Genomic DNA, 26,078 nt, shown 5'->3' on the forward strand with positions numbered 1-26,078 from the left:
TTGTTCACTGCTTTACAGCCCGCCTTCGCGTTCGCCCTCTAGCTTGAGCTCTTCGCTTTCATTGCGTAGGCGTCGAACTTTAAGTTCGCTGACCACCACGGCGATGACGATCAATAGGCCGCCTATAAGCGCCACACCGGGCAGACGCTCGCCGGCGATGCGGCCGACGATGCCCGCCCACACCGGCTCGCCGGCGTAGATGAGCGTGGCGCGGGTTGGCGATACCGATTTCTGCGCCCAGTTCATCGCTACCTGGATCACTGCGCTCATGGCACCCAGCCCCAGTGCACTGAGCAACAATAGCCAAGAGAAGTCGGGGATGCGCTCCTGAGTCGGTACGATCATCAGGAACGACAGCAGAGATGCGGTGGCCAGTTGCACAACGGTGACGCGGCGCACATCGACCTGTCCGGCATACCGGCTGATCAGAATGATCTCGGCGGCGATGGCCACGGCGCTCACCAAGGTCACGACTTCGCCTTCGCTGAAACGCAGGATGCCGCCGTCGGGGCCGGCGAGCAGCATCAGGCCGAGGAACGCCAGGCAGATACCCAGGCTTGGCATCAGCCCTGGACGACGGCCAAGCACCAGCCACTGCAACAGCGGTACGAAGGGCACATACAGTGCAGTAATAAAGGCCGACTGGCTGCTGCTGATGGTTTGCAGACCCATGGTTTGCAGACCATAACCTAGCATGATAGTGGCACCGATCAGCACGCCGGCCTTCATTTCGGTGAATGTCAGCCCAGGCAGCGCGCGTATCGAGACAAGGCCCACGAACAAGGCGGCAGCAGCAAACCTCAGGCCGACGAAGAACATCGGGCCACTCACGGTCATGACGTTGTGCACCAGCAGGAAGGTGCCGCCCCACAGCATGGTGATGAACACCAGTACCACCTCGGCCTTGCTCAGGCGCAAGGATACGGTGGTCTGCTGGCGGTTGATCGGTTGGGTCATTGTCTTGCTTACTCGGAAGTGGCAGCGCACAATCGCCGCAAAGTGGGCAGTATACTGCGCAACCTTTAGAAGTGAGCAATATAGTGCACAAAGATTCCGCGCACCGTGCTTCGGTGCTGCAGCATGTGAGCTTCAACGTTCGCGCCCTGCGCAATGCAGTGGGGATGAGCCAGAGTGCTTTGGCCGAGCGCTCTGGTGTCAGCCGGCGCATGCTGGTGGCGATCGAGGCCGGTGAGAAGAACGTCAGCCTGACTACCCTCGACCTGATAGCCGAAGCGTTGGGGGTTGCCTTCAGCCGGCTGATCCAGGCGCCCGACCTGCGTGATACCAGCCGCATCGACGAACTGGCCTGGGCAGGTGAGCATCCCCAGAGCAAGGCGGTGCTGCTGGCCAGCAGCGCCGCTCGGCGAGAGGTTGAGATTTGGGAGTGGACCCTGGCGCCGGGTGAGTGCTACACCAGTGAAGCCGATGCCGAGGGCTGGAGCGAGCAGATCTATGTGGCTGAAGGGCAACTGACGCTGATCATCGAGCAGATCGAGTACTGCCTGCACGTCGGTCAGTTTCATGTGTTTGCCAGTAACTGCCTCTATGCCTACCGCAACGATGGTGCGGTGCCGACGCGTTTCGTACGCAACGTAGTAATTTGAACGGTCAGTTTTTCAGAAGGTCATCGGTCTTCACCACTTTGGCGTACGCAAAGGCGAGTGCAGCCATCACCGAATCGTGCACCTGGGCCGCCGGTATTTGCTTGCCATTGAACTCAAGAGGCAGGGTGGCGCAGGCATCGTGCGCCACCGTGACTTCGTAGCCAAAGTCAGCTGCTGCTCGCGTGGCGGCATCGACGCACATGTGGCTCATGCTGCCGACTATGGTGAGTGTTTTTACACCTTGGTCATCGAGCTTGCGCTTTAGATCGGTATCAAGAAATGCATTCACCTTGTGCTTGAGCACGACGGGCTCGTCATCCAGCGGCTGGACTTTTGCGTGAATCGCAGCGCCTTGGGAGTCGGGAGTGAAGAACGGCGCGTCTTCGCTTTCGAACTCATGCCGCACATGCACCACAAGGTCGCCTCGCTGGCGTGCCGCGGCCAGCAGCTTTGCCGCATTGTCGGCCGCCGAGTTGGCGCCTTCCAGGGGCCACTTGCCTCCGGGGAAATAGTCGTTCTGGATGTCGATGACGATCAGCGCCTGCTTGCTCATGCTGCCTCCTGGGTCAGTAGCATCGGGTGCCATTAGTTATAGGCGGTGCGCGGGATGAATGCGTAGTTCAGGGCAGATGCGGCCCGGGCCCCTCGCCGGCGAGGTGATCCTGGCGGTTGCGAAGCGGGCAGTCCTTCAGCGACATGCAACCGCAGCCGATGCAGCCGTCAAGTTGATCGCGCAACAGGATCATTTCGCCAATGCGCCGATCGAGGTCTTCGCGCCAGCCTTCGGACAATCGTCGCCAGTCCTCGGCGGTAGGAATGTGATCATTTGGTAGCGTCGCCAGGGCCCTGGCGATGTTGGCCAGCGGGATGCCCAAGCGCTGAGCCATCTTGATCACCGCCACGCGGCGCAGCATCGCCCGTGGGTAACGGCGCTGGTTGCCGGCGTTGCGGGAACTCTGGATCAGGCCTTTGGTTTCATAAAAGTGCAGAGCGGTTACCGCCACACCGCTGCGCGCGGCCAGCTGGCCGACACTGAGCAGCTTTTCGTGGGTGGTCGGCGTATGTCTGGGCATGCGAAAAAGCTCTTGACCTTGAGTTAACTGGAGGTTTTACCCTGCCGATCATCGCGCTGCAAGCGTCCGGAGCAAGGAGACTGCCCATGTTGGCCATGCCGCAACCGCTGTGGTTCACCCAGATGATCGAATATGAAGTGCCTGCCACCCGCCAGGAGGCACTTGCCCACGCATTGGTAATTCGCGCTGAGGAGCTGGCCTCGCGTTTTGAGGGACTGCAAGAAGTCAGCATCCAGGCCAGCGATGACGGTAGCCGCGTATTGCAGTGTCTACAGTGGCAATCACGACAGGCTTGGGTAGCGGCAACTGCGTCTTTTGTCGAAGAGCCCTTCCTCGAAATCGTGCGTCGACATCAGGCGCGCAGCGTCAACTTTGCCGCTTATCAGGCGTTACGAAGCCTGGCGCGGGGTGTCGACGGTGGCCTGCACTGCCAGGTCGGCGCGCCTCAGGCATACCAAGGGGCATAGTGGGGATAGCGGTCCAGGCGCGCGCCTATCACCATCTCGCTGATCCACGATGCGAGGATCGAACTGTAGGCTTTCTGGCTTTGCTCGCTCGATAGTGCGTGGTCGGCGCCGTCGACGATGCGGTGGGTAAGCGAGTGGGCGCTGACGAAAGCCGAACGGTAGCTCATCAGCGTGGTGTGCGGCACATAGTCGTCCTGTTCCGACTCGACCAGCAGCACATCGCCAGCGAACTCCGCGCAGGCAGCCAGGGCGCGATTGTCACCTGGGCCAAGCAGGCGCTGGCGGTAGGCTTTCAGGCGCTGACGGTCCAGGGTCTGTTTGGGCTTGTCCCATTCGTCGTCCCAGTACATCGCAGGTACGCGCAGAGCCAGCCACTTCACTGGGCGGTGCAGGGTCAGCAAGGTGGCTAGGTAGCCGCCATAGCTGCTGCCGATGATGGCGATCGCACAGTTGTCCACCGCGGGGTGGCTGACCAGGCGGTCATAAGCAGCCAGCAAATCTTTGAGGTTCTGCTCGCGTGTAACCGTAAGGCGCTGGCTTTCGGTTTTTTCGTGGCCCCGCAGGTCAAAGGTCATGCACACGCAACCGAGCCCTGTGATATGCCGGGCCCGTGCAAGGTCGCGTTGCTGGCTACCGCCCCAGCCATGTACGAAAAGGATCCCGGGCATCTTGCTTCCGGGGCTGACCAAGGTACCGGCGATGCTGTCGTCGTCGACCTGCAATTCGACGGTTTCACTCTGAATGGCCATACTCGCGAATCCGCGCGTACTTGCAGAATTGTCCGAGTTCACTGTCGTTTCCTTGATAGAAGAGGGTGGCGTCAGTGGGAAGGTTGGGTGTACCGAATATTTCATGGGTGGAGGCTCGCACCCGTTGCAGTGCCGGGTCATCGGCAAAGGCCTGCAGGGCCAGCAGCTCAGCGCTGCTGGCCCCACCCAAACGCCAGGATTGTTCAAGTACGCCACTGCGCAGGTGGCCCTCAGGGTTTTTGCCGCGGGCGATGTCGTAGTTGCGCCGGGAGGCGATGAAGCCTGGGAAGTGCTGCTCGGCTGCATGCTCATAGGTCAGGGCCTGGTTGATGGCAAGGCGCAGGTGGTCCTCCAGTGGCAGTTGCAACAAGGCCTGGTAGTCGCCGCGCACCACCAGCAGGTCGGAGCCTCCGTATACCTCGGTACCTTGGTGGTCCTGGGTCAACTGCTGGGTGCCGAGGTAGCTGCAGGTCAGGCCGGCGACACGCACTTGGCCAACGCTGAAGGTTTCCACTTCACTGAGGTCCTCCTCCAGCACCAGCCCCCACAAGGCCAGGCCCTGATCATCAATGTTGGCCAACAATGGTTCCAGTTCATCCAGTTGAACGATCACCTGTTGCCCACGCCCCGCGCATGCCAGCACCGGCTTGAGCCGTACTGCGCCATCGCGCAGCAGTAACTGCGCGGCCCGCCGGGCATCGGCTTTGCTGAATACGGTGTAACCGCACAGCAGGGCATCGCTGGCCTGGCGGGCGAAGTCGTCAGTCCAGCCTGGGGGGAAGGTGGCATTGGCAGGCAGCGGGTGGGAGATCGCTTTGGTTGCCATATAAGGATGACTGACCAAGCCCCCGAACAGGTCATGTTCCGTTCGGATGCCGAGGTGGGCATAACGTTGCGGGTCGATGAGGGTTTCAGTGGGTAGGTAGTAATAGTGGTCGGCGGCTTTGGGTGGCAGATCAGGGGTTGCTCGCGCGCACCCTAGAAGCTCGGCCAGGCCATCAGCCAGCTTCAGGTGCACTGCGTGTTCGTGCTCAGGGGTGTGATCGCGAGCATCGAGGAGGACGACCCCCGCTTTTGATTCGCAGGTGCTGGGCATGGGCATCAGCCTGTCTGCAATGAATGTACTGATTGTGAAGCCCATGGTTTGGGGAAGTTCAGGTGGAAGCGATCGATGGTTCGTAGTGGCAGGAACCGCTGTTCCTTTGCACGCGCAACGATGGCTTGCAGGCCGCGAGTCAGTCGTCGCGATTGCAGGGTGAGGTTGGCTGTTCCATTATCGTGCATCTGGATCAACCAAGATGTTACCGCAGGAGTGCGAATGAACGTTCATACCACCCGTGAGCAGAGGGTTCCCGAGCGCCTGATGCGTGTGCGCGAGGTAATGGCCAGGGAGGGGGTCGATGCCCTGCTGGTGCCCTCAGCCGACCCTCATCTTTCTGAGTACCTGCCGGGCTATTGGCAGGGGCGGCGGTGGCTGTCGGGCTTCGATGGTTCGGTGGGTACGTTGGTGGTCACTGCAAATTTTGCAGGGGTGTGGGCCGATAGCCGTTACTGGGAGCAAGCTATCAAGGAGTTGGCGGGTAGCGGCATCGAACTCATGAAGCTGCAGCCGGGTAAGCCGGGTGCGCTGGAATGGCTGGGCGACAATGTCCCGGCCAAAGGAACAGTGGCCGTGGATGGGGCGGTCATGGCGCTGGCGTCTGCGCGCCAGCTCGAGGAGCGCCTCAGGGGGCGCGGCATTCGCTTGGTAACCAGCCAGGATTTGCTTGCCGAGGTTTGGGAAGAGCGCCCTGCGCTGCCGAGTAACCCTGTGTATCAGCACCTGCCGCCTCACGCCACAGTCAGTCGGTCGGAAAAGCTTGCCCAGTTGCGCCGCACCATGGAAGAGAAGGGCGCAGACTGGCACTTCATTGCGACCCTGGATGACATCGCCTGGCTGTTCAATTTGCGCGGTAGTGATGTCTCCTACAACCCGGTATTCGTTTCCTTTGCGTTGATCAGCCAGCAGCGCGCCGCTTTATTCGTTGGCGCTGGAAAGCTTGACGCGCATTTGCGCCATGTACTGGAAGCCGATGGTATCGAGGTGCGTGATTATTCGGAGATCGGCGAAGCGCTGTCACAGGTACCTGCCGGCGGCCGGCTTTTGGTCGATCCTGCGCGCGTGACCTGTGGCCTGCTCAAGAACCTAGGCCCCCAGGTTTCGCTGATTGAAGGGCCGAACCCGACCACATTGAGCAAATCACGCAAGGGTGAAGATGAGCTGGTCCATATACGCCACACCATGGAGCAGGATGGCGCAGCGCTGTGTGAGTTCTTCGCCTGGTTTGAGGCGAGTCAAGGTAAGGAACCCATCACCGAACTGACCATCGATGAACAACTGAGTGCTGCGCGTGCACGGCGCCCCGGCTTCGTCTCGCTGAGTTTCTCGACCATTGCAGCTTTCAATGCCAATGGTGCAATGCCCCATTACCGTGCCACCGAGCAATCTCACGCGGTCATTGAAGGCAATGGCTTGCTGCTTATCGACTCGGGAGGGCAGTATCTGGGCGGAACCACCGACATCACGCGGATGGTTCCGGTGGGCACTCCGACGTTTGAGCAGAAGCAGGATTGCACTCGGGTGCTCAAGGGTATGATCGCTCTGTCACGCGCCACATTCCCGCGCGGTATTCTTTCGCCCTTGCTCGATGCTATCGCGAGGGCGCCGATTTGGGCGGATCAGGTCGACTATGGCCATGGTACCGGGCACGGTGTCGGCTATTTCATGAATGTGCATGAAGGGCCGCAGGTCATTGCCTATCAGGCTGCTACCGCGCCGCAGACCGCTATGCAGGAAGGGATGATCAGTTCCATCGAGCCAGGGACCTATCGCCCTGGCGCTTGGGGGGTGCGCATCGAGAACCTGGTGGTCAACCGGGCATCGGGCAAAAGTGAGTTCGGTGATTTCCTCGATTTCGAGACCCTGACGTTATGCCCTATCGATGCACGCTGCCTGCTCACCGAGTGCCTCACCAAGGATGAACTGGCGTGGCTCAACGGCTACCACGCGACGGTTCGCGAGCGCCTTGCTCCCCTGCTGTCAGGCGACGCATCGGCTTGGCTTGAAGCTCGCACAGCAGCATTGTGAGCAGCCGCGGTGGGCAGTAGATAAAAGAAGGGCAGCTCACGAGCTGCCCTTTCTGTTTACTTGCAGATGACGATCATGCTGCGGCTGGTATACCCGGCTGGGTTGATGCCGAAGAGGTAATCACCCGGCTCTTCGTCGGTGTCTCCAGAACGGGCGATGACCTTGTAACCGCGTGTGCTGCAGGCCGTGGCGGCCTTGCTGTAGCACTTGTCCCAGGATGAGGAGAGGCCGGAGCAGTTGATGTGCAGGCCCTTCTTCCCTTTTTTGACCTCAGTCTTGGCCGTTGCGGCACATCCGGCAATGGCCAAGACGGCCAGGATGAGCAAAATACGTTTCATTCCTGTCCTTAAATGCAGGGTTGATCAGTTGTCTGACCCTGTCGTTATCGCTTCGGTTCTTCCTGAATAGCCTTTGACATCCGTGTGCATGCAAGTAGATAGCGTAAAGATTATGGTTTTGTGACAGCTTAATCAGCAGGACTGCGCGCTACAATGGCCAATTCCGGGTCAAATGAAAATATTTCTCAAATCAGTCGGCTGCAACAGGGGGCTTCGCGTCGCGGCGCATGGACAGCGTGGCACCCACTGATGCGGCAATGATGGCGAGAATGGCCAGCCACTGGGTTACGCTCAGCAACTCGCCCAGGAACAATAAACCGGAAAGGGCACCAATGGCCGGTTCTATGCTCATCAGAGTGCCGAATGTGCGGGCTGGCATGCGGGTCAGGGCGACCATTTCCAGGCTATAGGGCAGGGCGGTCGAGAGTATTGCGACCCCTAGGGCCAGTGGTATGAGCGCAGGTGTCAACAGTGCGGTGCCGGCATGAACGATACCGATCGGCGCAACAAATATCGCCGCGACCACTACACCCAGTGCTGCGCTCTGAATCCCGTGTTCTGCTCCGGCGCGTTGGCCAAAGAGGATATACAGGGCCCAGCACACGCCGGCACCCAGTGCATAGGCGGCTCCCGTGAGGTCGAGGGGCTGGCCGCCATGGCCGACCGGGATCAGCAGCAGCAGGCCGCTGACTGCCAGTGCAATCCACAGGAAATCAATGGCGCGCCGCGACGCGAAAAGCGCTACGGCCAATGGGCCGGTGAACTCGAGGGCTACGGCGATGCCCAGTGGTGTTGTCTGCAGTGCCATATAAAAGAGGAAATTCATCCCGCCCAGGGCCATGCCGTAGATGATCACATTGCGCAGCGTCTTGGTGGTCATCCGTACGCGCCAAGGGCGCAGAATTAGAAGCATGATGATGCTGGCGAAGATCAGGCGCAGGGTTGTGGTGCCTTGTGCGCCGATGATCGGGAACATGCTTTTGGCCAGGGAGGCACCGGACTGTATCGATGCCATGGCGATAAGCAGCAGGCCTATAGGAAACAGCATGGTGGCCAAGCTGCGGGGCTGGGTGTTCATTTGTACGCGGCAATCCTTTTAATGATGGGTGTGGGTGTGCAATATAGTGCGCAATTGCAAGGGTGAGGTGCAAGGTGCCCGCCAAAACACCTTCTTGCATGTATGTTCAGTGATTTGAAATAAAGCCTTGACGCCCTCTTGAATCCCCTTATAATGCGCCCCACTTCCAGCGTAGTCGGAATGAGAAACTCCTTGAAATTCAAAGAGTTGCTTAATCCAGGTAGTACTGGTGGTGCTTCGATCGCCTGATCGATAGCGGTTGAAATGGTGGTTGACAGCGCTTCTAAGTGCTGTATGATTCGCCTCCCGCTACGAGAGATCGCAGCGAGCCAAGTGTTTGAAGTTGAACGAGTTTCTCGCAAAAAACTTCAAAATAAACGCTTGACAGGCTCTGAGGAAAGCGTAGAATGCGCGCCTCGGTTGAGACGAAAAGCTCTTAACCAAACGCTCTTTAACAAATCGAATCAAGCAATTCGTGTGGGTGCTTGTGAGTACGGACTGATAGTCAGAAAGATTATCAGCATCACAAGTGACCATGCGAGAAATCACATAGTCATTTGAGATTGCTGAGCCAAGTTTAGGGTTTCTTAAAAACCCAAGCAGTATTGAACTGAAGAGTTTGATCATGGCTCAGATTGAACGCTGGCGGCAGGCCTAACACATGCAAGTCGAGCGGATGACGGGAGCTTGCTCCTTGATTCAGCGGCGGACGGGTGAGTAATGCCTAGGAATCTGCCTGGTAGTGGGGGACAACGTTTCGAAAGGAACGCTAATACCGCATACGTCCTACGGGAGAAAGCAGGGGACCTTCGGGCCTTGCGCTATCAGATGAGCCTAGGTCGGATTAGCTAGTTGGTGGGGTAATGGCTCACCAAGGCGACGATCCGTAACTGGTCTGAGAGGATGATCAGTCACACTGGAACTGAGACACGGTCCAGACTCCTACGGGAGGCAGCAGTGGGGAATATTGGACAATGGGCGAAAGCCTGATCCAGCCATGCCGCGTGTGTGAAGAAGGTCTTCGGATTGTAAAGCACTTTAAGTTGGGAGGAAGGGCATTAATCTAATACGTTAGTGTTTTGACGTTACCGACAGAATAAGCACCGGCTAACTCTGTGCCAGCAGCCGCGGTAATACAGAGGGTGCAAGCGTTAATCGGAATTACTGGGCGTAAAGCGCGCGTAGGTGGTTTGTTAAGTTGGATGTGAAAGCCCCGGGCTCAACCTGGGAACTGCATCCAAAACTGGCAAGCTAGAGTACGGTAGAGGGTGGTGGAATTTCCTGTGTAGCGGTGAAATGCGTAGATATAGGAAGGAACACCAGTGGCGAAGGCGACCACCTGGACTGATACTGACACTGAGGTGCGAAAGCGTGGGGAGCAAACAGGATTAGATACCCTGGTAGTCCACGCCGTAAACGATGTCAACTAGCCGTTGGAATCCTTGAGATTTTAGTGGCGCAGCTAACGCATTAAGTTGACCGCCTGGGGAGTACGGCCGCAAGGTTAAAACTCAAATGAATTGACGGGGGCCCGCACAAGCGGTGGAGCATGTGGTTTAATTCGAAGCAACGCGAAGAACCTTACCAGGCCTTGACATGCAGAGAACTTTCCAGAGATGGATTGGTGCCTTCGGGAACTCTGACACAGGTGCTGCATGGCTGTCGTCAGCTCGTGTCGTGAGATGTTGGGTTAAGTCCCGTAACGAGCGCAACCCTTGTCCTTAGTTACCAGCACGTTATGGTGGGCACTCTAAGGAGACTGCCGGTGACAAACCGGAGGAAGGTGGGGATGACGTCAAGTCATCATGGCCCTTACGGCCTGGGCTACACACGTGCTACAATGGTCGGTACAGAGGGTTGCCAAGCCGCGAGGTGGAGCTAATCTCACAAAACCGATCGTAGTCCGGATCGCAGTCTGCAACTCGACTGCGTGAAGTCGGAATCGCTAGTAATCGCGAATCAGAATGTCGCGGTGAATACGTTCCCGGGCCTTGTACACACCGCCCGTCACACCATGGGAGTGGGTTGCACCAGAAGTAGCTAGTCTAACCTTCGGGAGGACGGTTACCACGGTGTGATTCATGACTGGGGTGAAGTCGTAACAAGGTAGCCGTAGGGGAACCTGCGGCTGGATCACCTCCTTAATCGACGACATCAGCCTGCTGATGAGCTCCCACACGAATTGCTTGATTCTTTGTATAAAGACGATGCTGTAACGCGACCCTGTTATAGGTCTGTAGCTCAGTTGGTTAGAGCGCACCCCTGATAAGGGTGAGGTCGGCAGTTCAAATCTGCCCAGACCTACCATTACATGGTTCAGCCGTAGAATACGGGGCCATAGCTCAGCTGGGAGAGCGCCTGCCTTGCACGCAGGAGGTCAGCGGTTCGATCCCGCTTGGCTCCACCACTTTTGCAGTAACTTGTCAGAACTTAGAAATGAACATTCGGCTTGAATGTTGATTTCTGGCTTTTGTCAGATCGTTCTTTAAAAATTCGGATATGTGATAGAAATAGACTGAACACCAGTTTCACTGCTGGTGGATCAGGCTAAGGTAAAATTTGTGAGTTCTGCTCGAAAGAGCAACATGCGAATTTTCGGCGAATGTCGTCTTCACAGTATAACCAGATTGCTTGGGGTTATATGGTCAAGTGAAGAAGCGCATACGGTGGATGCCTTGGCAGTCAGAGGCGATGAAAGACGTGGTAGCCTGCGATAAGCTTTGGGGAGTCGGCAAACAGACTGTGATCCAGAGATCTCTGAATGGGGGAACCCACTCAGCATAAGCTGAGTATCTTGTACTGAATACATAGGTGCAAGAGGCGAACCAGGGGAACTGAAACATCTAAGTACCCTGAGGAAAAGAAATCAACCGAGATTCCCTTAGTAGTGGCGAGCGAACGGGGACCAGCCCTTAAGTTGATTTGAGATTAGTGGAACGCTCTGGAAAGTGCGGCCATAGTGGGTGATAGCCCCGTACACGAAAATCTCTTATCAATGAAATCGAGTAGGACGGAGCACGAGAAACTTTGTCTGAACATGGGGGGACCATCCTCCAAGGCTAAATACTACTGACTGACCGATAGTGAACCAGTACCGTGAGGGAAAGGCGAAAAGAACCCCGGAGAGGGGAGTGAAATAGATCCTGAAACCGTATGCGTACAAGCAGTGGGAGCCTACTTTGTTAGGTGACTGCGTACCTTTTGTATAATGGGTCAGCGACTTATATTCAGTGGCGAGCTTAACCGAATAGGGGAGGCGTAGCGAAAGCGAGTCTTAATAGGGCGTTTAGTCGCTGGGTATAGACCCGAAACCGGGCGATCTATCCATGGGCAGGTTGAAGGTTAGGTAACACTGACTGGAGGACCGAACCGACTACCGTTGAAAAGTTAGCGGATGACCTGTGGATCGGAGTGAAAGGCTAATCAAGCTCGGAGATAGCTGGTTCTCCTCGAAAGCTATTTAGGTAGCGCCTCATGTATCACTGTAGGGGGTAGAGCACTGTTTCGGCTAGGGGGTCATCCCGACTTACCAAACCGATGCAAACTCCGAATACCTACAAGTGCCGAGCATGGGAGACACACGGCGGGTGCTAACGTCCGTCGTGAAAAGGGAAACAACCCAGACCGTCAGCTAAGGTCCCAAAGTCATGGTTAAGTGGGAAACGATGTGGGAAGGCTTAGACAGCTAGGAGGTTGGCTTAGAAGCAGCCACCCTTTAAAGAAAGCGTAATAGCTCACTAGTCGAGTCGGCCTGCGCGGAAGATGTAACGGGGCTCAAACCATGCACCGAAGCTACGGGTATCACCTTTGGTGATGCGGTAGAGGAGCGTTCTGTAAGCCTGTGAAGGTGAGTTGAGAAGCTTGCTGGAGGTATCAGAAGTGCGAATGCTGACATGAGTAACGACAATGCGAGTGAAAAACTCGCACGCCGAAAGACCAAGGTTTCCTGCGCAACGTTAATCGACGCAGGGTTAGTCGGTCCCTAAGGCGAGGCTGAAAAGCGTAGTCGATGGAAAACAGGTTAATATTCCTGTACTTCCAGTTATTGCGATGGAGGGACGGAGAAGGCTAGGCCAGCTTGGCGTTGGTTGTCCAAGTTTAAGGTGGTAGGCTGAGATCTTAGGCAAATCCGGGATCTCAAAGCCGAGAGCTGATGACGAGTTGCCTTTAGGCGACGAAGTGGTTGATGCCATGCTTCCAAGAAAAGCTCCTAAGCTTCAGATAACTGGGAACCGTACCCCAAACCGACACAGGTGGTTAGGTAGAGAATACCAAGGCGCTTGAGAGAACTCGGGTGAAGGAACTAGGCAAAATGGCACCGTAACTTCGGGAGAAGGTGCGCCGGTGAGGGTGAAGGACTTGCTCCGTAAGCTCATGCCGGTCGAAGATACCAGGCCGCTGCGACTGTTTATTAAAAACACAGCACTCTGCAAACACGAAAGTGGACGTATAGGGTGTGACGCCTGCCCGGTGCCGGAAGGTTAATTGATGGGGTTAGCGCAAGCGAAGCTCTTGATCGAAGCCCCGGTAAACGGCGGCCGTAACTATAACGGTCCTAAGGTAGCGAAATTCCTTGTCGGGTAAGTTCCGACCTGCACGAATGGCGTAACGATGGCGGCGCTGTCTCCACCCGAGACTCAGTGAAATTGAAATCGCTGTGAAGATGCAGTGTATCCGCGGCTAGACGGAAAGACCCCGTGAACCTTTACTATAGCTTTGCACTGGACTTTGAATTTGCTTGTGTAGGATAGGTGGGAGGCTTTGAAGTGGGGACGCCAGTTCTCATGGAGCCATCCTTGAAATACCACCCTGGCAACTTTGAGGTTCTAACTCAGGTCCGTTATCCGGATCGAGGACAGTGTATGGTGGGTAGTTTGACTGGGGCGGTCTCCTCCCAAAGAGTAACGGAGGAGTACGAAGGTGCGCTCAGACCGGTCGGAAATCGGTCGTAGAGTATAAAGGCAAAAGCGCGCTTGACTGCGAGACAAACACGTCGAGCAGGTACGAAAGTAGGTCTTAGTGATCCGGTGGTTCTGTATGGAAGGGCCATCGCTCAACGGATAAAAGGTACTCCGGGGATAACAGGCTGATACCGCCCAAGAGTTCATATCGACGGCGGTGTTTGGCACCTCGATGTCGGCTCATCACATCCTGGGGCTGAAGCCGGTCCCAAGGGTATGGCTGTTCGCCATTTAAAGTGGTACGCGAGCTGGGTTTAGAACGTCGTGAGACAGTTCGGTCCCTATCTGCCGTGGACGTTTGAGATTTGAGAGGGGCTGCTCCTAGTACGAGAGGACCGGAGTGGACGAACCTCTGGTGTTCCGGTTGTCACGCCAGTGGCATTGCCGGGTAGCTATGTTCGGAAGAGATAACCGCTGAAAGCATCTAAGCGGGAAACTTGCCTCAAGATGAGATCTCACTGGGATCTTGAATCCCCTAAAGGGCCGTCGAAGACTACGACGTTGATAGGTTGGGTGTGTAAGCGCTGTGAGGCGTTGAGCTAACCAATACTAATTGCCCGTGAGGCTTGACCATATAACACCCAAGCAATTTGCTTCTGCAGATTGTGGTGGTGAAGACGAAAGAACCGAAAGTTCGCAACATCACAACTATCGCATATCCGAATTTGCTGGGCTGTCCATCTGGACATTCTGGCTACAGAATTTCTTGACGACCATAGAGCATTGGAACCACCTGATCCCATCCCGAACTCAGTAGTGAAACGATGCATCGCCGATGGTAGTGTGGGGTTTCCCCATGTGAGAGTAGGTCATCGTCAAGATTCATTTCGCAAAACCCCTATCTGCGCAAGCAGGTAGGGGTTTTGTCTTTGTGCGCAAAAAAATTCTAGCCTCGGGCCAATTCAGCCAGGTGCGCGAGCGCCTCTTCACTTTTAAGTACCAGTACATCACCTACCAGCGTATCGAGCACGACTTCAGAGGTATTGCCAATCAAGGCACCTGAGATGCCCGTGCGCGCGACAGTGCCAATGACCGTGACCACTGCATCGAGCTTCTGCTCGGTATGAGGTATCAGCACATCCGCAGGGCCCTCTGCGACATGCAGGCGATCTTCGCTGATATCATATTCGGCCTGGAAAGCACTGCACGCCTCTCGGTAGCGTTTTTCGATGGTTTCACTGAGTTGATAGACCGGATCGGATGCCGCCAGCATGGGGGAGGGATGCGCACTGATCACGTGCAGTTCACCTTTTGCCAGGCTGGCAATGTCATAGCCATGGTCGATGATGCTGGTATGCAGCCGCCGATGATCTTCGTCATCGTTACCGACATCCACTGCTGCCAAAATCTTGCCTCCCGTCCAGGGCCGCTCGCTCTTGACCATCAACACGGCGCAAGGGCACTGGCGCAGAAGTTTCCAGTCACTTGGCGTCAGCAATGCCTTGCGCAGGGGGTTGTCCGGCCGGTGTTCCTTGATCACCAGGTCACAGCCTTCAGCCTGCTGAACGGCGATGATCGACTCGTGCAGGGTCTCGTTCCAGTTCTGTTCATGAGAGACGTTATCGTAGCCATCGTCGTGTAGCTGACTGCCAAGCAGGCTGAGTAGTGCACTGTGATCCTGTTTTTTGTCGCACATGAGCAGGTGCAGGCGCGCACCGGTTACGCCGGCTATAAGCTTGGCACGGGTCAACGCACGGCTATGGGCATGATCGGGATCGAGTACCACTAGAATGCTACGGACAGCTTGCATGGGCATGAACTCCCCTCAAAAGATGGTGGCCTATGCCTGACTATAGTAGGCGAGCCTTGCGTCGCCGCTTGATGTACATCAAGCATAGCTACTGGCGCTCATGATTGGCGCCGGTATAATCGCCCGTCCTGCCTGCTGTGTGTGGTTGTACGTTATGTCCCTGATCCCCGAAATCGATGCCTTCCTAGGTTGCAAGACTCCAGACGCCTGGATCGAAGCGGCCATCGCCGACCAGGAAACCTTGCTGATCGACCACAAGAACTGTGAGTTCAAAGCTGCCAGCACTGCGCTGAGCCTGATCGCCAAGTACAACACCCACCTGGACCTGATCAACATGATGTCGCGCCTGGCCCGAGAGGAACTAGTACATCATGAGCAGGTTTTGCGCTTGATGAAGCGCCGTGGTGTGCCTTTGCGGCCAGTGTCGGCAGGGCGCTACGCCTCTGGCTTGCGTCGCGTGGTACGTGCCCATGAGCCAGTCAAGCTGGTGGATACGCTAGTGGTAGGGGCATTTATCGAAGCACGCAGCTGCGAACGCTTTGCAGCATTGGTCCCGCACCTTGATGAAGAGCTCGGCACTTTCTATCACGGCTTGCTGAAAAGCGAAGCGCGTCACTACCAGGGCTACCTGAAACTCGCCCATCAGTATGGTGATGAAGCAGATATAGCCCAGCGGGTTCAGCAGGTGCGCGATGCGGAAGCGGAGTTGATCCTGTCTGCTGACCAGGAATTGCGTTTCCACAGTGGTATTCCGATGGCGCAGGCCGCCTGATTTGAAGCAGCCGGCACTACGCCTGGGGAACGGTTTAGTGACGGCGGTCTAGCAGCAGGCCAATTACCAGGCCAAACCCGGCAGAAACCGCAACGGTCTGCCATGGGTGGCCGCCGATATAGTCTTGGGTTGCGTCTACTACCGGTTGTGCCTTGGCGCGCACCTGCCCGGCCGCCTCTCGAGCCTGGCGAAGTTTCAGGCTGACCTGCGCGCGCAGCGTGTCGGCTTCTTCACCTACCAGAGAGGCGCTGTCGTTGAGCAGCTTCTCCGACTCTTCGATCAATGCCTGCAGCTCACTGAACACCTGATCCTTGATCTGCTCGCTGTTAGCTGCAATGGCTGATTTTCGGGCCATGAACATGTCCTCGTCGATAGGGGGGTAAGCAATGGATGCCGGTGCGCCGGGAAAGTTGCGCCGGCTTAGCGATGAAGCAGCACTACGGTGTAAGATAGCGGCCATTTCAACTGGCAGGTACTTTCATGAGTTTCAATCTGGCCAACAGGAGCTTCGAGGAACGGGCACAGATCGAGGCAGAAAAGGCGCGGCTGTTCGAATTGTGGCAGAACAACCTGGGCAAGGCGAAGGGCGACGCAGCTCGGCTGATTTCGGAAAAGCCGCGCCGCAAGGGCAAATGGGCCGAATGGGTACGTGCCGAACTGGACGGCATGTCGCCGCCTGAATACGCCAGCATGGTACGCAGCGAGGTCAACAAGATGATGGCCGCCGCCAGCACCAACCGTTGATGATCCGCAGCCTGTCACCAATACAGGTTGCCCCCTTTGGGCAGGTCCAGCTTGCCCTCATCGGTGAAGCGCACGGTGCCCAGGGGGCCGCCAGCCAGTTTCCCGCGCAGTACATAAGGCATCCCTTGTAGCGAGTCGAGCCTGCTCAGACCATAGGCCTGGCGCAGGAATGCAAAAGCCGTGACGCTCACCGGTACCACCACCACCGCTTCACTGTAACGGCCAATATGCCCCTGCTGGTCGCTAACCCCAGAGGCCAGTGCCTGGCCATTGACCTCCAGATTCAGCGCGATGCCGTTGTAGTCGACTGGGGCCTCGTTAGGATTTTGTACACGCATCTTTACCGCCATGCGCATCTCCAGCTCTTGCCCCGCCAGTGGTTCGATGCCGATCACGCTGATGTTCAGCGGGTCGCGCGCCTGCAACAAAGCGCAGGCGTTTAACACGCCAGCCAGCAGCAAGACCAGCGATAGTCGGGCGTAGCGTTGCAAAGCGGCAGTCATGCAAATGGACCTTGCCAATGGAAACTGGCCTTAAGTGTGGCAAATGTAAGTCAGTGTTGAAAGCAGCGGTTCTACTTCTGAGGATGCCGCAATTTCACCCTTCGAGCATCGAAGGCCCATGCCTGGCATAGTCTTCAAGGCGAGCAGGGCTGCCTGAGGTTCATACTGAAACATCACGAATCGCATTCACCCTTTTTCTGCGAACGCCTCGCGCCTTACGCTATCAAACGCATGAGGCGCACCTTTTCGTACACGAGGTGGAGTATGAATCTTACATTGCCAGCCCTGGCCGTCGGCTTGTTGCTGGGCTTGTCTGCACAGGCGGCGCCCGTGCAGCCCTTGCTGCTCGCTGCCAGTAACAACAACCCCTACAACAGCCCGATCCAGCGCGCCAACCCCAACAGCCGCCAAGGCAGCCAACCTGTCACACCACCGGTGCGCGGCCCTTCTACCCAGCCCATCCAGCGCACACCTTCCCTGGACAACCGCGGCATCGGTAATGGTGAAAACCTGCGCCGCCAGCAGCAGACGCCGAATCTGGAACCCACCCGCCCACCGCGTGACACCCGGCGCGCGCCCTGAGTACCACTGAAAGGAATCCTGCATGATCAAAGCTACCTGGCTGACCACGCTTACCGCTGCCACACTGCTGCCACTGCTCGCGCACGCCGCCGCCGAGGAGCACTTCCCCAGCGAGGAGGGGCAGGTAACCGTCAGCACCGTGGCCGACGGCTTGCGCAACCCTTGGGCGCTCGCGTTCCTGCCAGGCGGCAAGGATATGCTGGTGACTGAACGCTCCGGTAACCTGCGTGTGGTCAATGCCGAAGGCAAGGTCGGGCCCCCCATAAGCGGGGTGCCCAAGGTCTGGGCAGAGGGCCAGGGCGGTCTGCTCGATGTGGTGTTGTCACCCGAGTTTGCCCAGGACCGTACCGTATACCTGTCGTATGCCGAAGAGGGCAGTGATGGCAAGGCCGGCACTGCCGTTGGTCGTGGCCAACTGTCCGAAGATCGCGCACGCTTGGAGAACTTCGACGTGATCTTCCGTCAGCAACCGAAGCTTTCGGTGGGCAATCACTTCGGCTCGCGCTTGGTGTTCGATCGCCACGGCTACCTGTTCATTGCGCTGGGCGAGAACAACCAGCGCCCCACGGCGCAGGACCTGGACAAGCTGCAGGGCAAAATCGTGCGCATCCTGCCCGATGGTGAAGTGCCCAAAGACAACCCCTTCGTCGGGAAAAAAGCAGTTCGCGCCGAGATCTGGTCATTCGGCCACCGTAATCAGCAGGGGGCGGCCCTCAATCCTTGGACCGGTAAGCTCTGGACCCACGAACATGGCCCCCGCGGCGGTGACGAGATCAATATCCCGCAGGCGGGGAAGAACTACGGTTGGCCGATCGCCACCCACGGCATCAACTACTCGCTGATGCCGATCCCTGAGGCCAAGGGCGAACATGTCGACGGTATGGTCGACCCGCATCATGTTTGGGAAAAGTCCCCAGGCATCAGTGGCATGGCTTTTTATGACAGCCCCACGTTCAAGGCCTGGGACCACAATCTGTTCATCGGTGCGCTGGCTACCCAAGAGCTGATTCGCCTGCAGCTAGAGGGCGACAAGATCGTCCATGAGGAGCGCTTGCTAGGGGACTTGAAGGCGCGAATCCGCGATGTGCGGGTTGGGCCGGATGGCTACCTGTATGTGCTCATCGATGAAAAGGACGGGTCGCTGCTCAAAGTGGGTCTGAGCGAGGGCTGAAAGCTATTCCGGGCTTTACCGGCCCTATCGCTGGCAAGCTGCCTCGCTAAGGTGCAAGAGCGGTGATGCATGAGGGGGCGCAGGCTTGCTGACGATGGGGCCCTTCAACATAATGCTGCATGGCATTTGACCCCAAAACGCTCTATCAGCAGGCCCTTGCCGATCAAGGCTACGTCCCCGACCCGCAGCAAGCGCAGGCCGTCAATGCCTTGCAAGCCTGTTTCGAAGCCCTCGAGCGGGGCAGTCCCGCCCAGGGGCTTTACCTGTGGGGGCCGGTCGGCCGCGGCAAGACCTGGCTCATGGACCTGTTCCACCGCGGCCTGAGCATTGCCGCCCGGCGTCAGCACTTTCACCATTTCATGGCATGGGTCCATCAGCGGCTGTTCCAGCTCAACGGCACCGCGGATCCGTTGCAGGCTCTTGCCCGAGAGCTGGCAGGGCAAATCCGCGTGCTGTGCTTCGACGAACTTTTTGTCAGCGACATCGCAGATGCAATCATTCTCGGCCGCCTGTTCCAGGTGTTGTTCGATCATGGCGTGGTGGTGGTTGCCACCTCCAACCAGCCGCCGCATCTGCTGTACCAGGACGGTTTCAACCGCGATCGTTTTCTGCCGGCCATCACCGCCATCGAACGGCACATGCAGGTCCTGGCGGTGGCAGGCGAGCAAGACCATCGTCTTCACCCTGGGGCCGCACACCAGCGCTACTGGGTGGCTGAAGCTGGTAAGGCAAAGGCGCTCGAGGCGGTTTTCAAGCAGCTCAGCCCCGACGATCCGGGCAGTGCGCAGCCGTTCGCAGTGGGTTCACGGCAAATCCAAGTGATCCGGCGTAGCAGCCAAGCGATCTGGTGTCGCTTCGCCGACCTGTGCGAGCAACCACTGGCGGCGATGGAGTTCATGGCGCTGTGCGATCAGTTCTCGGCAATCCTGGTCGAAGGCATTCCAGCCCTGAGCGGCGAGCAGCGGGCCGGGCGTATTGCCCGTGGTACCGAGGATGGAGTCGCGCGGGTAGAGGCGGGGGATCGGCAACTGCCAGCGCTGGCTGCCAAGGATGACGCCGTCCGCCGCTTCATTGCCCTGGTCGACGAATGTTACGACCGTAGGGTGGCGCTGTACCTTGAGGCGCAGGTTCCGCTCGAAGCGCTCTACACTCAAGGGTATCTGGCGTTCCCGTACCAAAGGACCCTGAGCCGGCTACGGGAGATGCAACTGCAACGCTTCGCCTGAAGGAGCCGAACCATGGAGCCGCTGTCGCATCATCTGCTGACCCAGGCCTACAACAATGGCTGGGCCAATCACCGCCTGTACAAGGCCTGCCTGCAACTGACCCAGGACGAGTTCGTCGCGCCTCGGTGCAGCTTCTTCCCATCGATCAAGGCCACCCTCAACCATTTGCTGACGGTGGACTGGTTCTACCTGCACATGCTCGAGTGCGAGCAGCGTCGCGAGGCGCCTGAGCCCGACGGCGAACGCTTCTTCGAGCCGGAGCAACCTTTTGCCACATGCACCGACCTGCACGCCGAACAGGCCCAGGCTGACCACCGGCTGATCGCCTACTGCAGTGTGCTGAGCGACGACCAGCTATCGCGCTACGTGAGTATCGTAAGGCCCGACCGTGTGCAGCGTGAACAGCGGTTGCGCTTGCTTGCCCACCTGTTCGAGCACCAGATCCATCACCGTGGGCAGGTCCATGCCATGCTCAGCGATACAGCGGTGCGACCGCCCCAGCTGGATGAGTTCTTCTGTGAGGAAGAGGCCGGTTTGCGGGCGCATGATTTTGCCGAGCTTGGCTGGAGCGAGGATCGCGTCTGGAGGTGATGCCGTGCTGTTGTGGATGGCTATTCAGTTGGGGGCCTTGCGCCGAGGCTGCCGGGCCTTGCTGCCCGTGGCCTTGGCGCCGTTAGCTGCAGGCTTGCCTTTGCCCCCGCTCCTGCGCTTTTTCTTCCACGGCGCCGCCTTGCCCACCGCTGGCCCGTTTATCGTCATGCGCATGCCGCTGCAGCGCTCCACCAGCTTGCCCATCCATGCCGACTGCCGCGCCACGAAGTCCTCCAGGCTCATTTCACCACTTTGCACCATGTCCAGCGCCTGCTCCCAGATTGCCGTGGTACCTGGGTCGGCGATGGCGCGTGGCACGGCGTCGATCAGGCTGAAAGCCGCTGGGGTGGCGGCCAGTGCCTTGCCGTTCTTGACCAGGTAGCCGCGGTCGAGCAGGCCCTGGATGATGCTGGCACGGGTCGCCTCGGTGCCGATGCCGGTGGTTTCCTTGAGCTTCTGTTTCAGCCGCGGGTCGTCCACCAGTTTGGCGACGTTCTTCATGGCCTTGATCAGGTCGCCTTCGGTGAAGGGTTTGGGCGGTTGGGTCCACAGGTCTTTCAACTGCAGGCCCTGCACCGAGCAGTCCTGGCCCTCACGCAACGTTGGCAGGACTTGCGCCGGCGGCGCTTCGCGGCCTTTGGCCGGGGCCAACGCTTCTGGTAATGCGCGACGCCAGCCCGGCTCCGCGATCTGCTTGCCCACGGCGCGCAGGGCATGGCCTGCACAGTCGAACTCGGCCTGGGTTCGATCGTACTCGTGGTTGGGCAGGAACTGGGCCAGGTAACGGGCGCGGATCAGGGTATAGACCGCCTTGTGCTTGGCTGGCAAGCGTGACGGGTCGCTGGCGGCCGCAGTAGGGATGATGCCGTGGTGCGCGGTGACCTTGGAATCGTTCCAGGCCCGCGAGCGGCGGTGCGGCTCAAGGTGCGCTTGCAACGGCGCCAGGCTGCTATCGGCGCGCTGTAATGCAGTAAGGATTGCCGGCGCTTCGCTGTGTTGGCTGACAGGCAGGTAGCCGCAGTCGCTTCGTGGGTAAGTGATCAGCTTGTGGGTTTCGTACAGGGCCTGGGCAATGTCGAGGGTTTCCTGGGCGCCAAGGCCGAACTTCTTTGAGCACAATTCCTGCAGGGTGCCGAGGTCGAAGGGCAGGGGTGCTGCCTCGCGTACACGTTCGGTGGCCACCTTGAGCACCCGTGCAGTGCGGGCGTTGCCGATATCTGTTGCGGCCTGTTGGGCCAGCGCCTGGTTAAGGCAGCGCCCATGGTCGTCGCAGGTATCTTGCGGTGCTCGCCATTGGGCGTTGAAGCCAATGTTGGCATGCTCGAGTTGCACGTCGATGGCCCAGAACGGTAGCGGTACGAAATCAGCGATGCTACGGTCGCGGTCCACCACCAGGCGCAGGGTGGGTGTTTGTACCCGGCCAACGGGTAGCACACCCTGATAGCCGGACTGGCGGCCCAACAGGGTGAAAAGCCGGCTCATGTTCATGCCGATGAGCCAGTCGGCGCGTGAGCGGCCCAGCGCCGAGTGATAGAGGTTGAAGGTATCCTGCCCCGGCAGCAGGCGTGCCAGGGCCTTGCGAATCGAGGCATCGTCCAGAGCGGACAACCACAGGCGCTGAATGGGCCCACGGTAGCGACAATGTTCGACTAGCTCGCGGGCGATCATTTCGCCTTCGCGGTCGGCATCGGTGGCGATTACCAGTTCGCGTGCTTCGCCGAGCAGGCGCTTGACGGCCTTGAACTGGCTGGCAGTCTTGGGCTTGACCAGCATCTTCCACTTTTCCGGAATGATCGGCAGGTCGGCGAGGTTCCAGCGCTTGTAGCGTTCGTCGTAGCTGTCGGGCGGAGCGGTTTCCAACAGGTGGCCGATGCACCAGGTGACGCAGACGTCGGTGCCTTGCCAGCAGCCGTCGCCCCTGCGGTTGGCGCCAAGGATCTTGGCGATGTCTTTTGCCTGGGAGGGTTTTTCGCAGAGGAACAGGCGCATGGCCGGGACGCTTTATCGAGGGTGATAGGCAGTAGGATGCGCAAGCGGGGGCGCGGTGGCAAGTTTTATCTGGATGGATGTACAGGTTTGTTATTGCATGGTTTACCCAAACAACGCAGTTGCCGTAGGAGCGGCCTTGCGTCGCGAAAGGGCTGCGAAGCAGCCCCGACGTTACAGACGGCGCTGCAATAAGCCCGGGGCCGCTGTGCGGCCCTTTCGCGACACAAGGCCGCTCCTGCACGGGTTTAGCGCAAGTTTGAAGCTTCAGGCGATCTCGCGGGAGTCGCGCACCATGTCCACATGCGGGATGCCGGCTTCGAGGAATTCCTCGCTGACCACGCGAAAGCCCAGCCGCTCATAGAACGGCGTGGCATGCACCTGAGCACTCAGCATCTGCTGCTTGAGGTCGCGGTTCTGTGCCTCAAGGATTACCGCATTGACCAGCGCGTCGCCAACCTTCAGCCCGCGCCAGTCCTTGAGCACCGAGATGCGCCCGATGGTGCCGTCCGCCAGCAGGCGGGCCGTGCCAATAGGGTAATCACCTTCCAGCGCCAGAAAGTGCAGCGCGTCCTGGTCTTCCGAATCGAACTCCAGCTCCGGCGGAATGTGCTGTTCGGCGACGAACACCGCTTCACGGATACGACGGATATCGGCGTTGTCTTTCTGCCAGTCGGCGAGGCGCACACGAATCTTATTCATTGGCGAATCCCAAGCTTCCTTGTTTGATCAATTGCTGTACCAGCATAAGGCCATCTTCATCCTCCAGCCACTGTGCAAGGTTGTCGATGTGTAACGCGTCGGCGGCACAAACCAGCTTCAGCAGCTCGCGCAGTTTGGCTGGCAACGGGCAACTGCGGCCGCTGGCGAACAGCATCAGGTCGTCGCCAAGCTCCGACCAGGCCATGCGTGCGCTTGGGTTGCGGATCAGGATGGCGCCATCTTCGAGCGCTTCGATCAGCTCCTGCTCGTCCAGTTCTTCACCGACGACCTGCTCGGGGTAGCGCGGCTCGGTCATGAACTGGCCGAACCAGGTCAGCAGCAGGTCCTTGTCGTTCATGTGCTTGTCGAGCAGGCCCTTGAGGCGGTCGAGGGCGTCGTGCTGGATCTGGTGTGGGTCGCTGGCAGGCTCGGCGTCGGCGTCGCTGTAGCGCTCCTCGTCCGGCAGGAACTGGCCGAGGAAGTCGGTGAAGTGGGTCAGCACTTCGGCGGCACTTGGGGCGCGGAAGCCGACCGAGTAGGTCAGGCAGTCGTCCACGGCTACGCCGTAGTGGGCCAGGCGCGGTGGCAGGTAGAGCATGTCGCCTGGCTCCAGGGTCCATTCGCCGCTCTGTTCGAATTCGGCGAGGATGCGCAGGTCGGCATGGTCCAGCAGCGGGCTGTCGCTGTTGCACATCTGGCCGATCTTCCAGTTGCGCTGGCCGTGGCCTTGCAGCAGGAACACGTCGTAATTGTCGAAGTGCGGGCCTACGCTGCCACCGGGGGTGGCGAAGCTGATCATCACGTCGTCGATGCGCCAGCTTGGCAGGAAGCGGAAGTGCTCCAGCAGTTCGGCCACTTCCGGTACGAACTGGTCGACGGCCTGAACCAGCAGGGTCCAGTCCTTTTCAGGCAGGTCGGCGAAGGTGTCTTCGTTGAACGGGCCGCGGCGCAGCTCCCACGGGTGGGCGCCGTGCTCGAGCACGATGCGCGACTCGACTTCCTCTTCCAGGGCCAGGCCGGCCAGCTCGTCGGGGTCGATCGGGCTTTCGAAGTCCGGGAATGCCTGGCGCACCAGCAGCGGCTTCTTCTGCCAGTAGTCGCGCATGAATTCGCGGGCCGAGATGCCGCCGAGCAACTGCAGTGGAGTATCAGGATTCATGTTCAACCTATTGAAAAAACGTAATTTTCGTCCGGGAATAAAAACGCCCGGCCAGGCCGGGCGTTGAAGGCGACGCTCAGCTTAGATGCGTTTGGCCTGCGCTGCGGCGTTACCGATGTAGCTGGCAGGGGTCAATTGCTTGAGCTCGGCCTTGGCTTCGGCTGGCATGTCCAGGCCGTCGATGAAGGTCAGCAGCGCTTCTGGGGTGATGCCCTTGCCACGGGTCAGCTCTTTGAGCTTCTCGTAGGGGTTCTCGATGTTGAAGCGGCGCATCACGGTCTGGATTGGCTCGGCGAGGACTTCCCAGCAGGCGTCCAGGTCGGCGGCGATACGCGCGGCGTTGACTTCCAGCTTGCCGATGCCTTTCAGGCTGGCTTCATAGGCGATGACGCTGTGGGCGAAGCCCACACCCAGGTTGCGCAGCACGGTGGAGTCGGTCAGGTCACGCTGCCAGCGCGAGATCGGCAGCTTGCTGGCCAGGTGCTGGAACAGGGCGTTGGCGATACCCAGGTTGCCTTCGGAGTTCTCGAAGTCGATCGGGTTGACCTTGTGCGGCATGGTCGACGAGCCAATTTCGCCAGCGACGGTCTTCTGCTTGAAGTAGCCCAGCGAGATGTAGCCCCAGACGTCGCGGTCGAAGTCGATGAGGATGGTGTTGAAGCGGGCGATGGCGTCGAACAGCTCGGCGATGTAGTCGTGCGGTTCGATCTGGGTGGTGTACGGGTTGAACACCAGGCCCAGTTCGTCTTCGATGAAGGCGCGGGCGTTTTCTTCCCAGTCGATCTGCGAGTAGGCCGACAGGTGGGCGTTGTAGTTGCCCACGGCGCCGTTGATCTTGCCCAGCAGCGGCACGGCGGCCACTTGAGCGATCTGGCGCTCCAGGCGGTAGACGACGTTGGCCAGCTCTTTGCCCAGGGTGGTCGGCGAAGCCGGCTGGCCGTGGGTGCGCGACAGCATCGGCACGTCGGCGTGGGCATGGGCCAGGGCACGAATGGCTTCGGCGATCTGACGCATCAGCGGCAGCAGCACGTCGTCGCGGCCAGCACGCAGCATCAGCGCGTGGGACAGGTTGTTGATGTCCTCACTGGTGCAGGCGAAGTGGATGAATTCGCTGACCTTTGCCAGCTCAGGCAGTTGCGCAGCCTGCTCCTTGAGGAGGTATTCGATCGCCTTGACGTCATGGTTGGTGGTGCGCTCGATTTCCTTGACGCGTTCAGCGTGCTCGAGCTTGAAGTCGGTGGCCAGGCCGTCCAGCAGGGCGTTGGCTTCAGCGGAGAACGCCGGCACTTCGCCAATTTGCGGGTGAGCGGCCAGGCGCTGCAGCCAGCGCACTTCGACCAGGGCGCGGAAACGGATCAGGCCGAATTCGCTGAAAATGGGGCGCAAGGCCTGGGTTTTGCCGGCATAACGGCCGTCTACAGGGGAAACCGCAGTGAGCGAAGAAAGCTGCATGGGGTGTTCTCGGACAGTCAGGCTTTTGGAAGGGCGCATATGA

23 protein-coding genes, 2 tRNA genes and 3 rRNA genes are annotated in these 26,078 nt (G+C 58.7%); 14 read left to right on the forward strand and 14 right to left on the reverse strand.

Translation table 11 applies throughout. The features are described 5' to 3' along the window. Positions 1 to 12: 12 nt before the first annotated feature. A complete protein-coding gene (locus IWW33_RS20060; protein ID WP_174142516.1) occupies positions 13 to 957 on the reverse strand; it encodes a DMT family transporter in 945 nt (314 codons plus the stop codon). Between the two features lie 83 nt (positions 958 to 1,040). Between IWW33_RS20060 and IWW33_RS20065 the strand changes: the two genes are divergently transcribed. Then, complete coding sequence (locus tag IWW33_RS20065; RefSeq protein ID WP_174142515.1) at positions 1,041 to 1,604, forward strand: XRE family transcriptional regulator; 564 nt, start codon at positions 1,041 to 1,043, stop codon at positions 1,602 to 1,604. A 4-nt stretch (positions 1,605 to 1,608) separates the two neighbouring features. On the opposite strand, the gene IWW33_RS20070 is transcribed toward IWW33_RS20065, so the two are convergent. Next, on the reverse strand, positions 1,609 to 2,157 hold the full coding sequence (locus tag IWW33_RS20070; protein ID WP_174142514.1) for a cysteine hydrolase family protein: 549 nt from the start codon (positions 2,155 to 2,157) through the stop codon (positions 1,609 to 1,611). 67 nt (positions 2,158 to 2,224) lie between these two features. After that, positions 2,225 to 2,677, reverse strand: a complete 453-nt coding sequence (gene soxR / locus IWW33_RS20075) for a redox-sensitive transcriptional activator SoxR (protein WP_046785190.1) — start codon at positions 2,675 to 2,677, stop codon at positions 2,225 to 2,227. An 86-nt stretch (positions 2,678 to 2,763) separates the two neighbouring features. Here soxR and IWW33_RS20080 point away from each other — a divergent pair, with 86 nt between their 5' ends. Next, positions 2,764 to 3,144, forward strand: a complete 381-nt coding sequence (locus IWW33_RS20080; RefSeq protein ID WP_115274323.1) for an antibiotic biosynthesis monooxygenase — start codon at positions 2,764 to 2,766, stop codon at positions 3,142 to 3,144. On the opposite strand, the gene IWW33_RS20085 is transcribed toward IWW33_RS20080, so the two are convergent. Beyond that, on the reverse strand, positions 3,123 to 3,893 hold the full coding sequence (locus tag IWW33_RS20085) for an alpha/beta hydrolase (protein WP_174142513.1): 771 nt from the start codon (positions 3,891 to 3,893) through the stop codon (positions 3,123 to 3,125). The two genes, IWW33_RS20080 and IWW33_RS20085, sit on opposite strands and share 22 nt — an antisense overlap. Further along, a complete protein-coding gene (locus IWW33_RS20090; RefSeq protein WP_115275506.1) occupies positions 3,877 to 4,995 on the reverse strand; it encodes a DUF3182 family protein in 1,119 nt (372 codons plus the stop codon). The genes IWW33_RS20085 and IWW33_RS20090 overlap by 17 nt, the downstream gene beginning before the upstream one ends. 216 nt (positions 4,996 to 5,211) lie before the next feature. On the opposite strand from IWW33_RS20090, the gene IWW33_RS20095 reads away from it, so the two are divergent. Continuing rightward, positions 5,212 to 7,020 (forward strand): aminopeptidase P family protein, encoded by a 1,809-nt coding sequence (locus IWW33_RS20095; RefSeq protein ID WP_174142528.1) that lies wholly within the window; start codon positions 5,212 to 5,214, stop codon positions 7,018 to 7,020. Positions 7,021 to 7,076: 56 nt separating this feature from the next. Here the strand turns inward: IWW33_RS20095 and IWW33_RS20100 are convergent, their stop codons facing one another. After that, positions 7,077 to 7,358 carry a hypothetical protein gene (locus IWW33_RS20100; RefSeq protein ID WP_039602547.1) on the reverse strand — a complete coding sequence of 94 codons (282 nt, stop codon included), beginning with the start codon at positions 7,356 to 7,358 and terminating at the stop codon, positions 7,077 to 7,079. Positions 7,359 to 7,548: 190 nt separating this feature from the next. Then, on the reverse strand, positions 7,549 to 8,436 hold the full coding sequence (gene rhtA / locus IWW33_RS20105; RefSeq protein ID WP_046785186.1) for a threonine/homoserine exporter RhtA: 888 nt from the start codon (positions 8,434 to 8,436) through the stop codon (positions 7,549 to 7,551). 607 nt (positions 8,437 to 9,043) lie between these two features. On the opposite strand from rhtA, the gene IWW33_RS20110 reads away from it, so the two are divergent. The 5 genes from IWW33_RS20110 to rrf all read left to right on the forward strand — a co-directional run bounded on the left by IWW33_RS20110 (position 9,044) and on the right by rrf (position 14,218). Beyond that, positions 9,044 to 10,580: ribosomal RNA gene (locus tag IWW33_RS20110) — 16S ribosomal RNA — on the forward strand. Between the two features lie 86 nt (positions 10,581 to 10,666). Then, a tRNA-Ile gene (locus IWW33_RS20115) sits at positions 10,667 to 10,743 on the forward strand. Positions 10,744 to 10,767: 24 nt separating this feature from the next. Beyond that, positions 10,768 to 10,843 (forward strand) — tRNA-Ala (locus tag IWW33_RS20120). Between the two features lie 236 nt (positions 10,844 to 11,079). Next, positions 11,080 to 13,971: ribosomal RNA gene (locus IWW33_RS20125) — 23S ribosomal RNA — on the forward strand. Between the two features lie 131 nt (positions 13,972 to 14,102). Beyond that, positions 14,103 to 14,218 (forward strand): 5S ribosomal RNA (gene rrf / locus IWW33_RS20130). The 16S, 23S and 5S rRNA genes sit together here with 2 tRNA genes alongside, the layout of an rRNA operon. A 65-nt stretch (positions 14,219 to 14,283) precedes the next feature. Here the strand turns inward: rrf and IWW33_RS20135 are convergent. Next, positions 14,284 to 15,147, reverse strand: a complete 864-nt coding sequence (locus tag IWW33_RS20135; protein WP_174142248.1) for a universal stress protein — start codon at positions 15,145 to 15,147, stop codon at positions 14,284 to 14,286. A 154-nt stretch (positions 15,148 to 15,301) separates the two neighbouring features. Between IWW33_RS20135 and IWW33_RS20140 the strand changes: the two genes are divergently transcribed. Continuing rightward, positions 15,302 to 15,919, forward strand: coding sequence for a tRNA-(ms[2]io[6]A)-hydroxylase (locus IWW33_RS20140; protein WP_115274326.1), 618 nt, complete (start codon positions 15,302 to 15,304; stop codon positions 15,917 to 15,919). A gap of 34 nt (positions 15,920 to 15,953) precedes the next feature. Here the strand turns inward: IWW33_RS20140 and IWW33_RS20145 are convergent, their stop codons facing one another. Continuing rightward, complete coding sequence (locus IWW33_RS20145) at positions 15,954 to 16,274, reverse strand: DUF883 family protein (RefSeq protein WP_174142247.1); 321 nt, start codon at positions 16,272 to 16,274, stop codon at positions 15,954 to 15,956. Between the two features lie 125 nt (positions 16,275 to 16,399). Here IWW33_RS20145 and IWW33_RS20150 point away from each other — a divergent pair, with 125 nt between their 5' ends. Further along, on the forward strand, positions 16,400 to 16,663 hold the full coding sequence (locus IWW33_RS20150) for a hypothetical protein (protein WP_012315267.1): 264 nt from the start codon (positions 16,400 to 16,402) through the stop codon (positions 16,661 to 16,663). A gap of 14 nt (positions 16,664 to 16,677) precedes the next feature. Here the strand turns inward: IWW33_RS20150 and IWW33_RS20155 are convergent, their stop codons facing one another. After that, positions 16,678 to 17,166, reverse strand: coding sequence for an LEA type 2 family protein (locus IWW33_RS20155; RefSeq protein WP_046788278.1), 489 nt, complete (start codon positions 17,164 to 17,166; stop codon positions 16,678 to 16,680). A gap of 264 nt (positions 17,167 to 17,430) precedes the next feature. On the opposite strand from IWW33_RS20155, the gene IWW33_RS20160 reads away from it, so the two are divergent. The 4 genes from IWW33_RS20160 to IWW33_RS20175 all read left to right on the forward strand — a co-directional run bounded on the left by IWW33_RS20160 (position 17,431) and on the right by IWW33_RS20175 (position 20,736). Beyond that, the gene (locus tag IWW33_RS20160) at positions 17,431 to 17,748 is read left to right on the forward strand and encodes a hypothetical protein (protein ID WP_046788277.1); all 318 of its coding nucleotides are present in this window, start codon (positions 17,431 to 17,433) and stop codon (positions 17,746 to 17,748) included. A 22-nt stretch (positions 17,749 to 17,770) separates the two neighbouring features. Beyond that, a complete protein-coding gene (locus tag IWW33_RS20165; protein WP_046788276.1) occupies positions 17,771 to 18,919 on the forward strand; it encodes a PQQ-dependent sugar dehydrogenase in 1,149 nt (382 codons plus the stop codon). A 119-nt stretch (positions 18,920 to 19,038) separates the two neighbouring features. Beyond that, complete coding sequence (zapE, locus tag IWW33_RS20170; RefSeq protein ID WP_115274329.1) at positions 19,039 to 20,145, forward strand: cell division protein ZapE; 1,107 nt, start codon at positions 19,039 to 19,041, stop codon at positions 20,143 to 20,145. A gap of 12 nt (positions 20,146 to 20,157) precedes the next feature. Next, positions 20,158 to 20,736, forward strand: coding sequence for a DinB family protein (locus tag IWW33_RS20175; RefSeq protein WP_174142246.1), 579 nt, complete (start codon positions 20,158 to 20,160; stop codon positions 20,734 to 20,736). Positions 20,737 to 20,760: 24 nt separating this feature from the next. On the opposite strand, the gene IWW33_RS20180 is transcribed toward IWW33_RS20175, so the two are convergent. From IWW33_RS20180 to purB, 4 genes are all read right to left on the reverse strand, one after another. Beyond that, a complete protein-coding gene (locus IWW33_RS20180; protein ID WP_174142245.1) occupies positions 20,761 to 22,725 on the reverse strand; it encodes a DNA topoisomerase III in 1,965 nt (654 codons plus the stop codon). Between the two features lie 264 nt (positions 22,726 to 22,989). Further along, positions 22,990 to 23,424, reverse strand: coding sequence for a GNAT family N-acetyltransferase (locus IWW33_RS20185; protein WP_012315260.1), 435 nt, complete (start codon positions 23,422 to 23,424; stop codon positions 22,990 to 22,992). After that, a complete protein-coding gene (locus tag IWW33_RS20190; RefSeq protein ID WP_039604938.1) occupies positions 23,417 to 24,583 on the reverse strand; it encodes a cupin domain-containing protein in 1,167 nt (388 codons plus the stop codon). Before IWW33_RS20190 ends, IWW33_RS20185 begins: the two co-directional genes overlap by 8 nt. An 81-nt stretch (positions 24,584 to 24,664) precedes the next feature. Beyond that, a complete protein-coding gene (gene purB / locus IWW33_RS20195; protein WP_046788271.1) occupies positions 24,665 to 26,035 on the reverse strand; it encodes an adenylosuccinate lyase in 1,371 nt (456 codons plus the stop codon). Between the last annotated feature and the right edge of the window lie 43 nt (positions 26,036 to 26,078).

It is taken from the genome of Pseudomonas sp. M2 (genome assembly GCF_015751845.1).
Taxonomy (GTDB): domain Bacteria; phylum Pseudomonadota; class Gammaproteobacteria; order Pseudomonadales; family Pseudomonadaceae; genus Aquipseudomonas; species Aquipseudomonas putida_E.

Excerpts from the sequence above, each read along its gene's own strand:
- IWW33_RS20060 (WP_174142516.1), bottom strand. The coding sequence starts at position 957 with ATGACCCAACCGATCAACCGCCAGCAGACCACCGTATCCTTGCGCCTG.
- IWW33_RS20070 (WP_174142514.1), bottom strand. The coding sequence starts at position 2,157 with ATGAGCAAGCAGGCGCTGATCGTCATCGACATCCAGAACGACTATTTC.
- soxR (WP_046785190.1), bottom strand. The coding sequence starts at position 2,677 with ATGCCCAGACATACGCCGACCACCCACGAAAAGCTGCTCAGTGTCGGC.
- IWW33_RS20080 (WP_115274323.1), top strand. The coding sequence starts at position 2,764 with ATGTTGGCCATGCCGCAACCGCTGTGGTTCACCCAGATGATCGAATAT.
- IWW33_RS20085 (WP_174142513.1), bottom strand. The coding sequence starts at position 3,893 with ATGGCCATTCAGAGTGAAACCGTCGAATTGCAGGTCGACGACGACAGC.
- IWW33_RS20090 (WP_115275506.1), bottom strand. The coding sequence starts at position 4,995 with ATGCCCATGCCCAGCACCTGCGAATCAAAAGCGGGGGTCGTCCTCCTC.
- IWW33_RS20095 (WP_174142528.1), top strand. The coding sequence starts at position 5,212 with ATGAACGTTCATACCACCCGTGAGCAGAGGGTTCCCGAGCGCCTGATG.
- IWW33_RS20100 (WP_039602547.1), bottom strand. The coding sequence starts at position 7,358 with ATGAAACGTATTTTGCTCATCCTGGCCGTCTTGGCCATTGCCGGATGT.
- rhtA (WP_046785186.1), bottom strand. The coding sequence starts at position 8,436 with ATGAACACCCAGCCCCGCAGCTTGGCCACCATGCTGTTTCCTATAGGC.
- IWW33_RS20135 (WP_174142248.1), bottom strand. The coding sequence starts at position 15,147 with ATGCAAGCTGTCCGTAGCATTCTAGTGGTACTCGATCCCGATCATGCC.
- IWW33_RS20140 (WP_115274326.1), top strand. The coding sequence starts at position 15,302 with ATGTCCCTGATCCCCGAAATCGATGCCTTCCTAGGTTGCAAGACTCCA.
- IWW33_RS20145 (WP_174142247.1), bottom strand. The coding sequence starts at position 16,274 with ATGGCCCGAAAATCAGCCATTGCAGCTAACAGCGAGCAGATCAAGGAT.
- IWW33_RS20150 (WP_012315267.1), top strand. The coding sequence starts at position 16,400 with ATGAGTTTCAATCTGGCCAACAGGAGCTTCGAGGAACGGGCACAGATC.
- IWW33_RS20155 (WP_046788278.1), bottom strand. The coding sequence starts at position 17,166 with ATGACTGCCGCTTTGCAACGCTACGCCCGACTATCGCTGGTCTTGCTG.
- IWW33_RS20160 (WP_046788277.1), top strand. The coding sequence starts at position 17,431 with ATGAATCTTACATTGCCAGCCCTGGCCGTCGGCTTGTTGCTGGGCTTG.
- IWW33_RS20165 (WP_046788276.1), top strand. The coding sequence starts at position 17,771 with ATGATCAAAGCTACCTGGCTGACCACGCTTACCGCTGCCACACTGCTG.
- zapE (WP_115274329.1), top strand. The coding sequence starts at position 19,039 with ATGGCATTTGACCCCAAAACGCTCTATCAGCAGGCCCTTGCCGATCAA.
- IWW33_RS20175 (WP_174142246.1), top strand. The coding sequence starts at position 20,158 with ATGGAGCCGCTGTCGCATCATCTGCTGACCCAGGCCTACAACAATGGC.
- IWW33_RS20180 (WP_174142245.1), bottom strand. The coding sequence starts at position 22,725 with ATGCGCCTGTTCCTCTGCGAAAAACCCTCCCAGGCAAAAGACATCGCC.
- IWW33_RS20185 (WP_012315260.1), bottom strand. The coding sequence starts at position 23,424 with ATGAATAAGATTCGTGTGCGCCTCGCCGACTGGCAGAAAGACAACGCC.
- IWW33_RS20190 (WP_039604938.1), bottom strand. The coding sequence starts at position 24,583 with ATGAATCCTGATACTCCACTGCAGTTGCTCGGCGGCATCTCGGCCCGC.
- purB (WP_046788271.1), bottom strand. The coding sequence starts at position 26,035 with ATGCAGCTTTCTTCGCTCACTGCGGTTTCCCCTGTAGACGGCCGTTAT.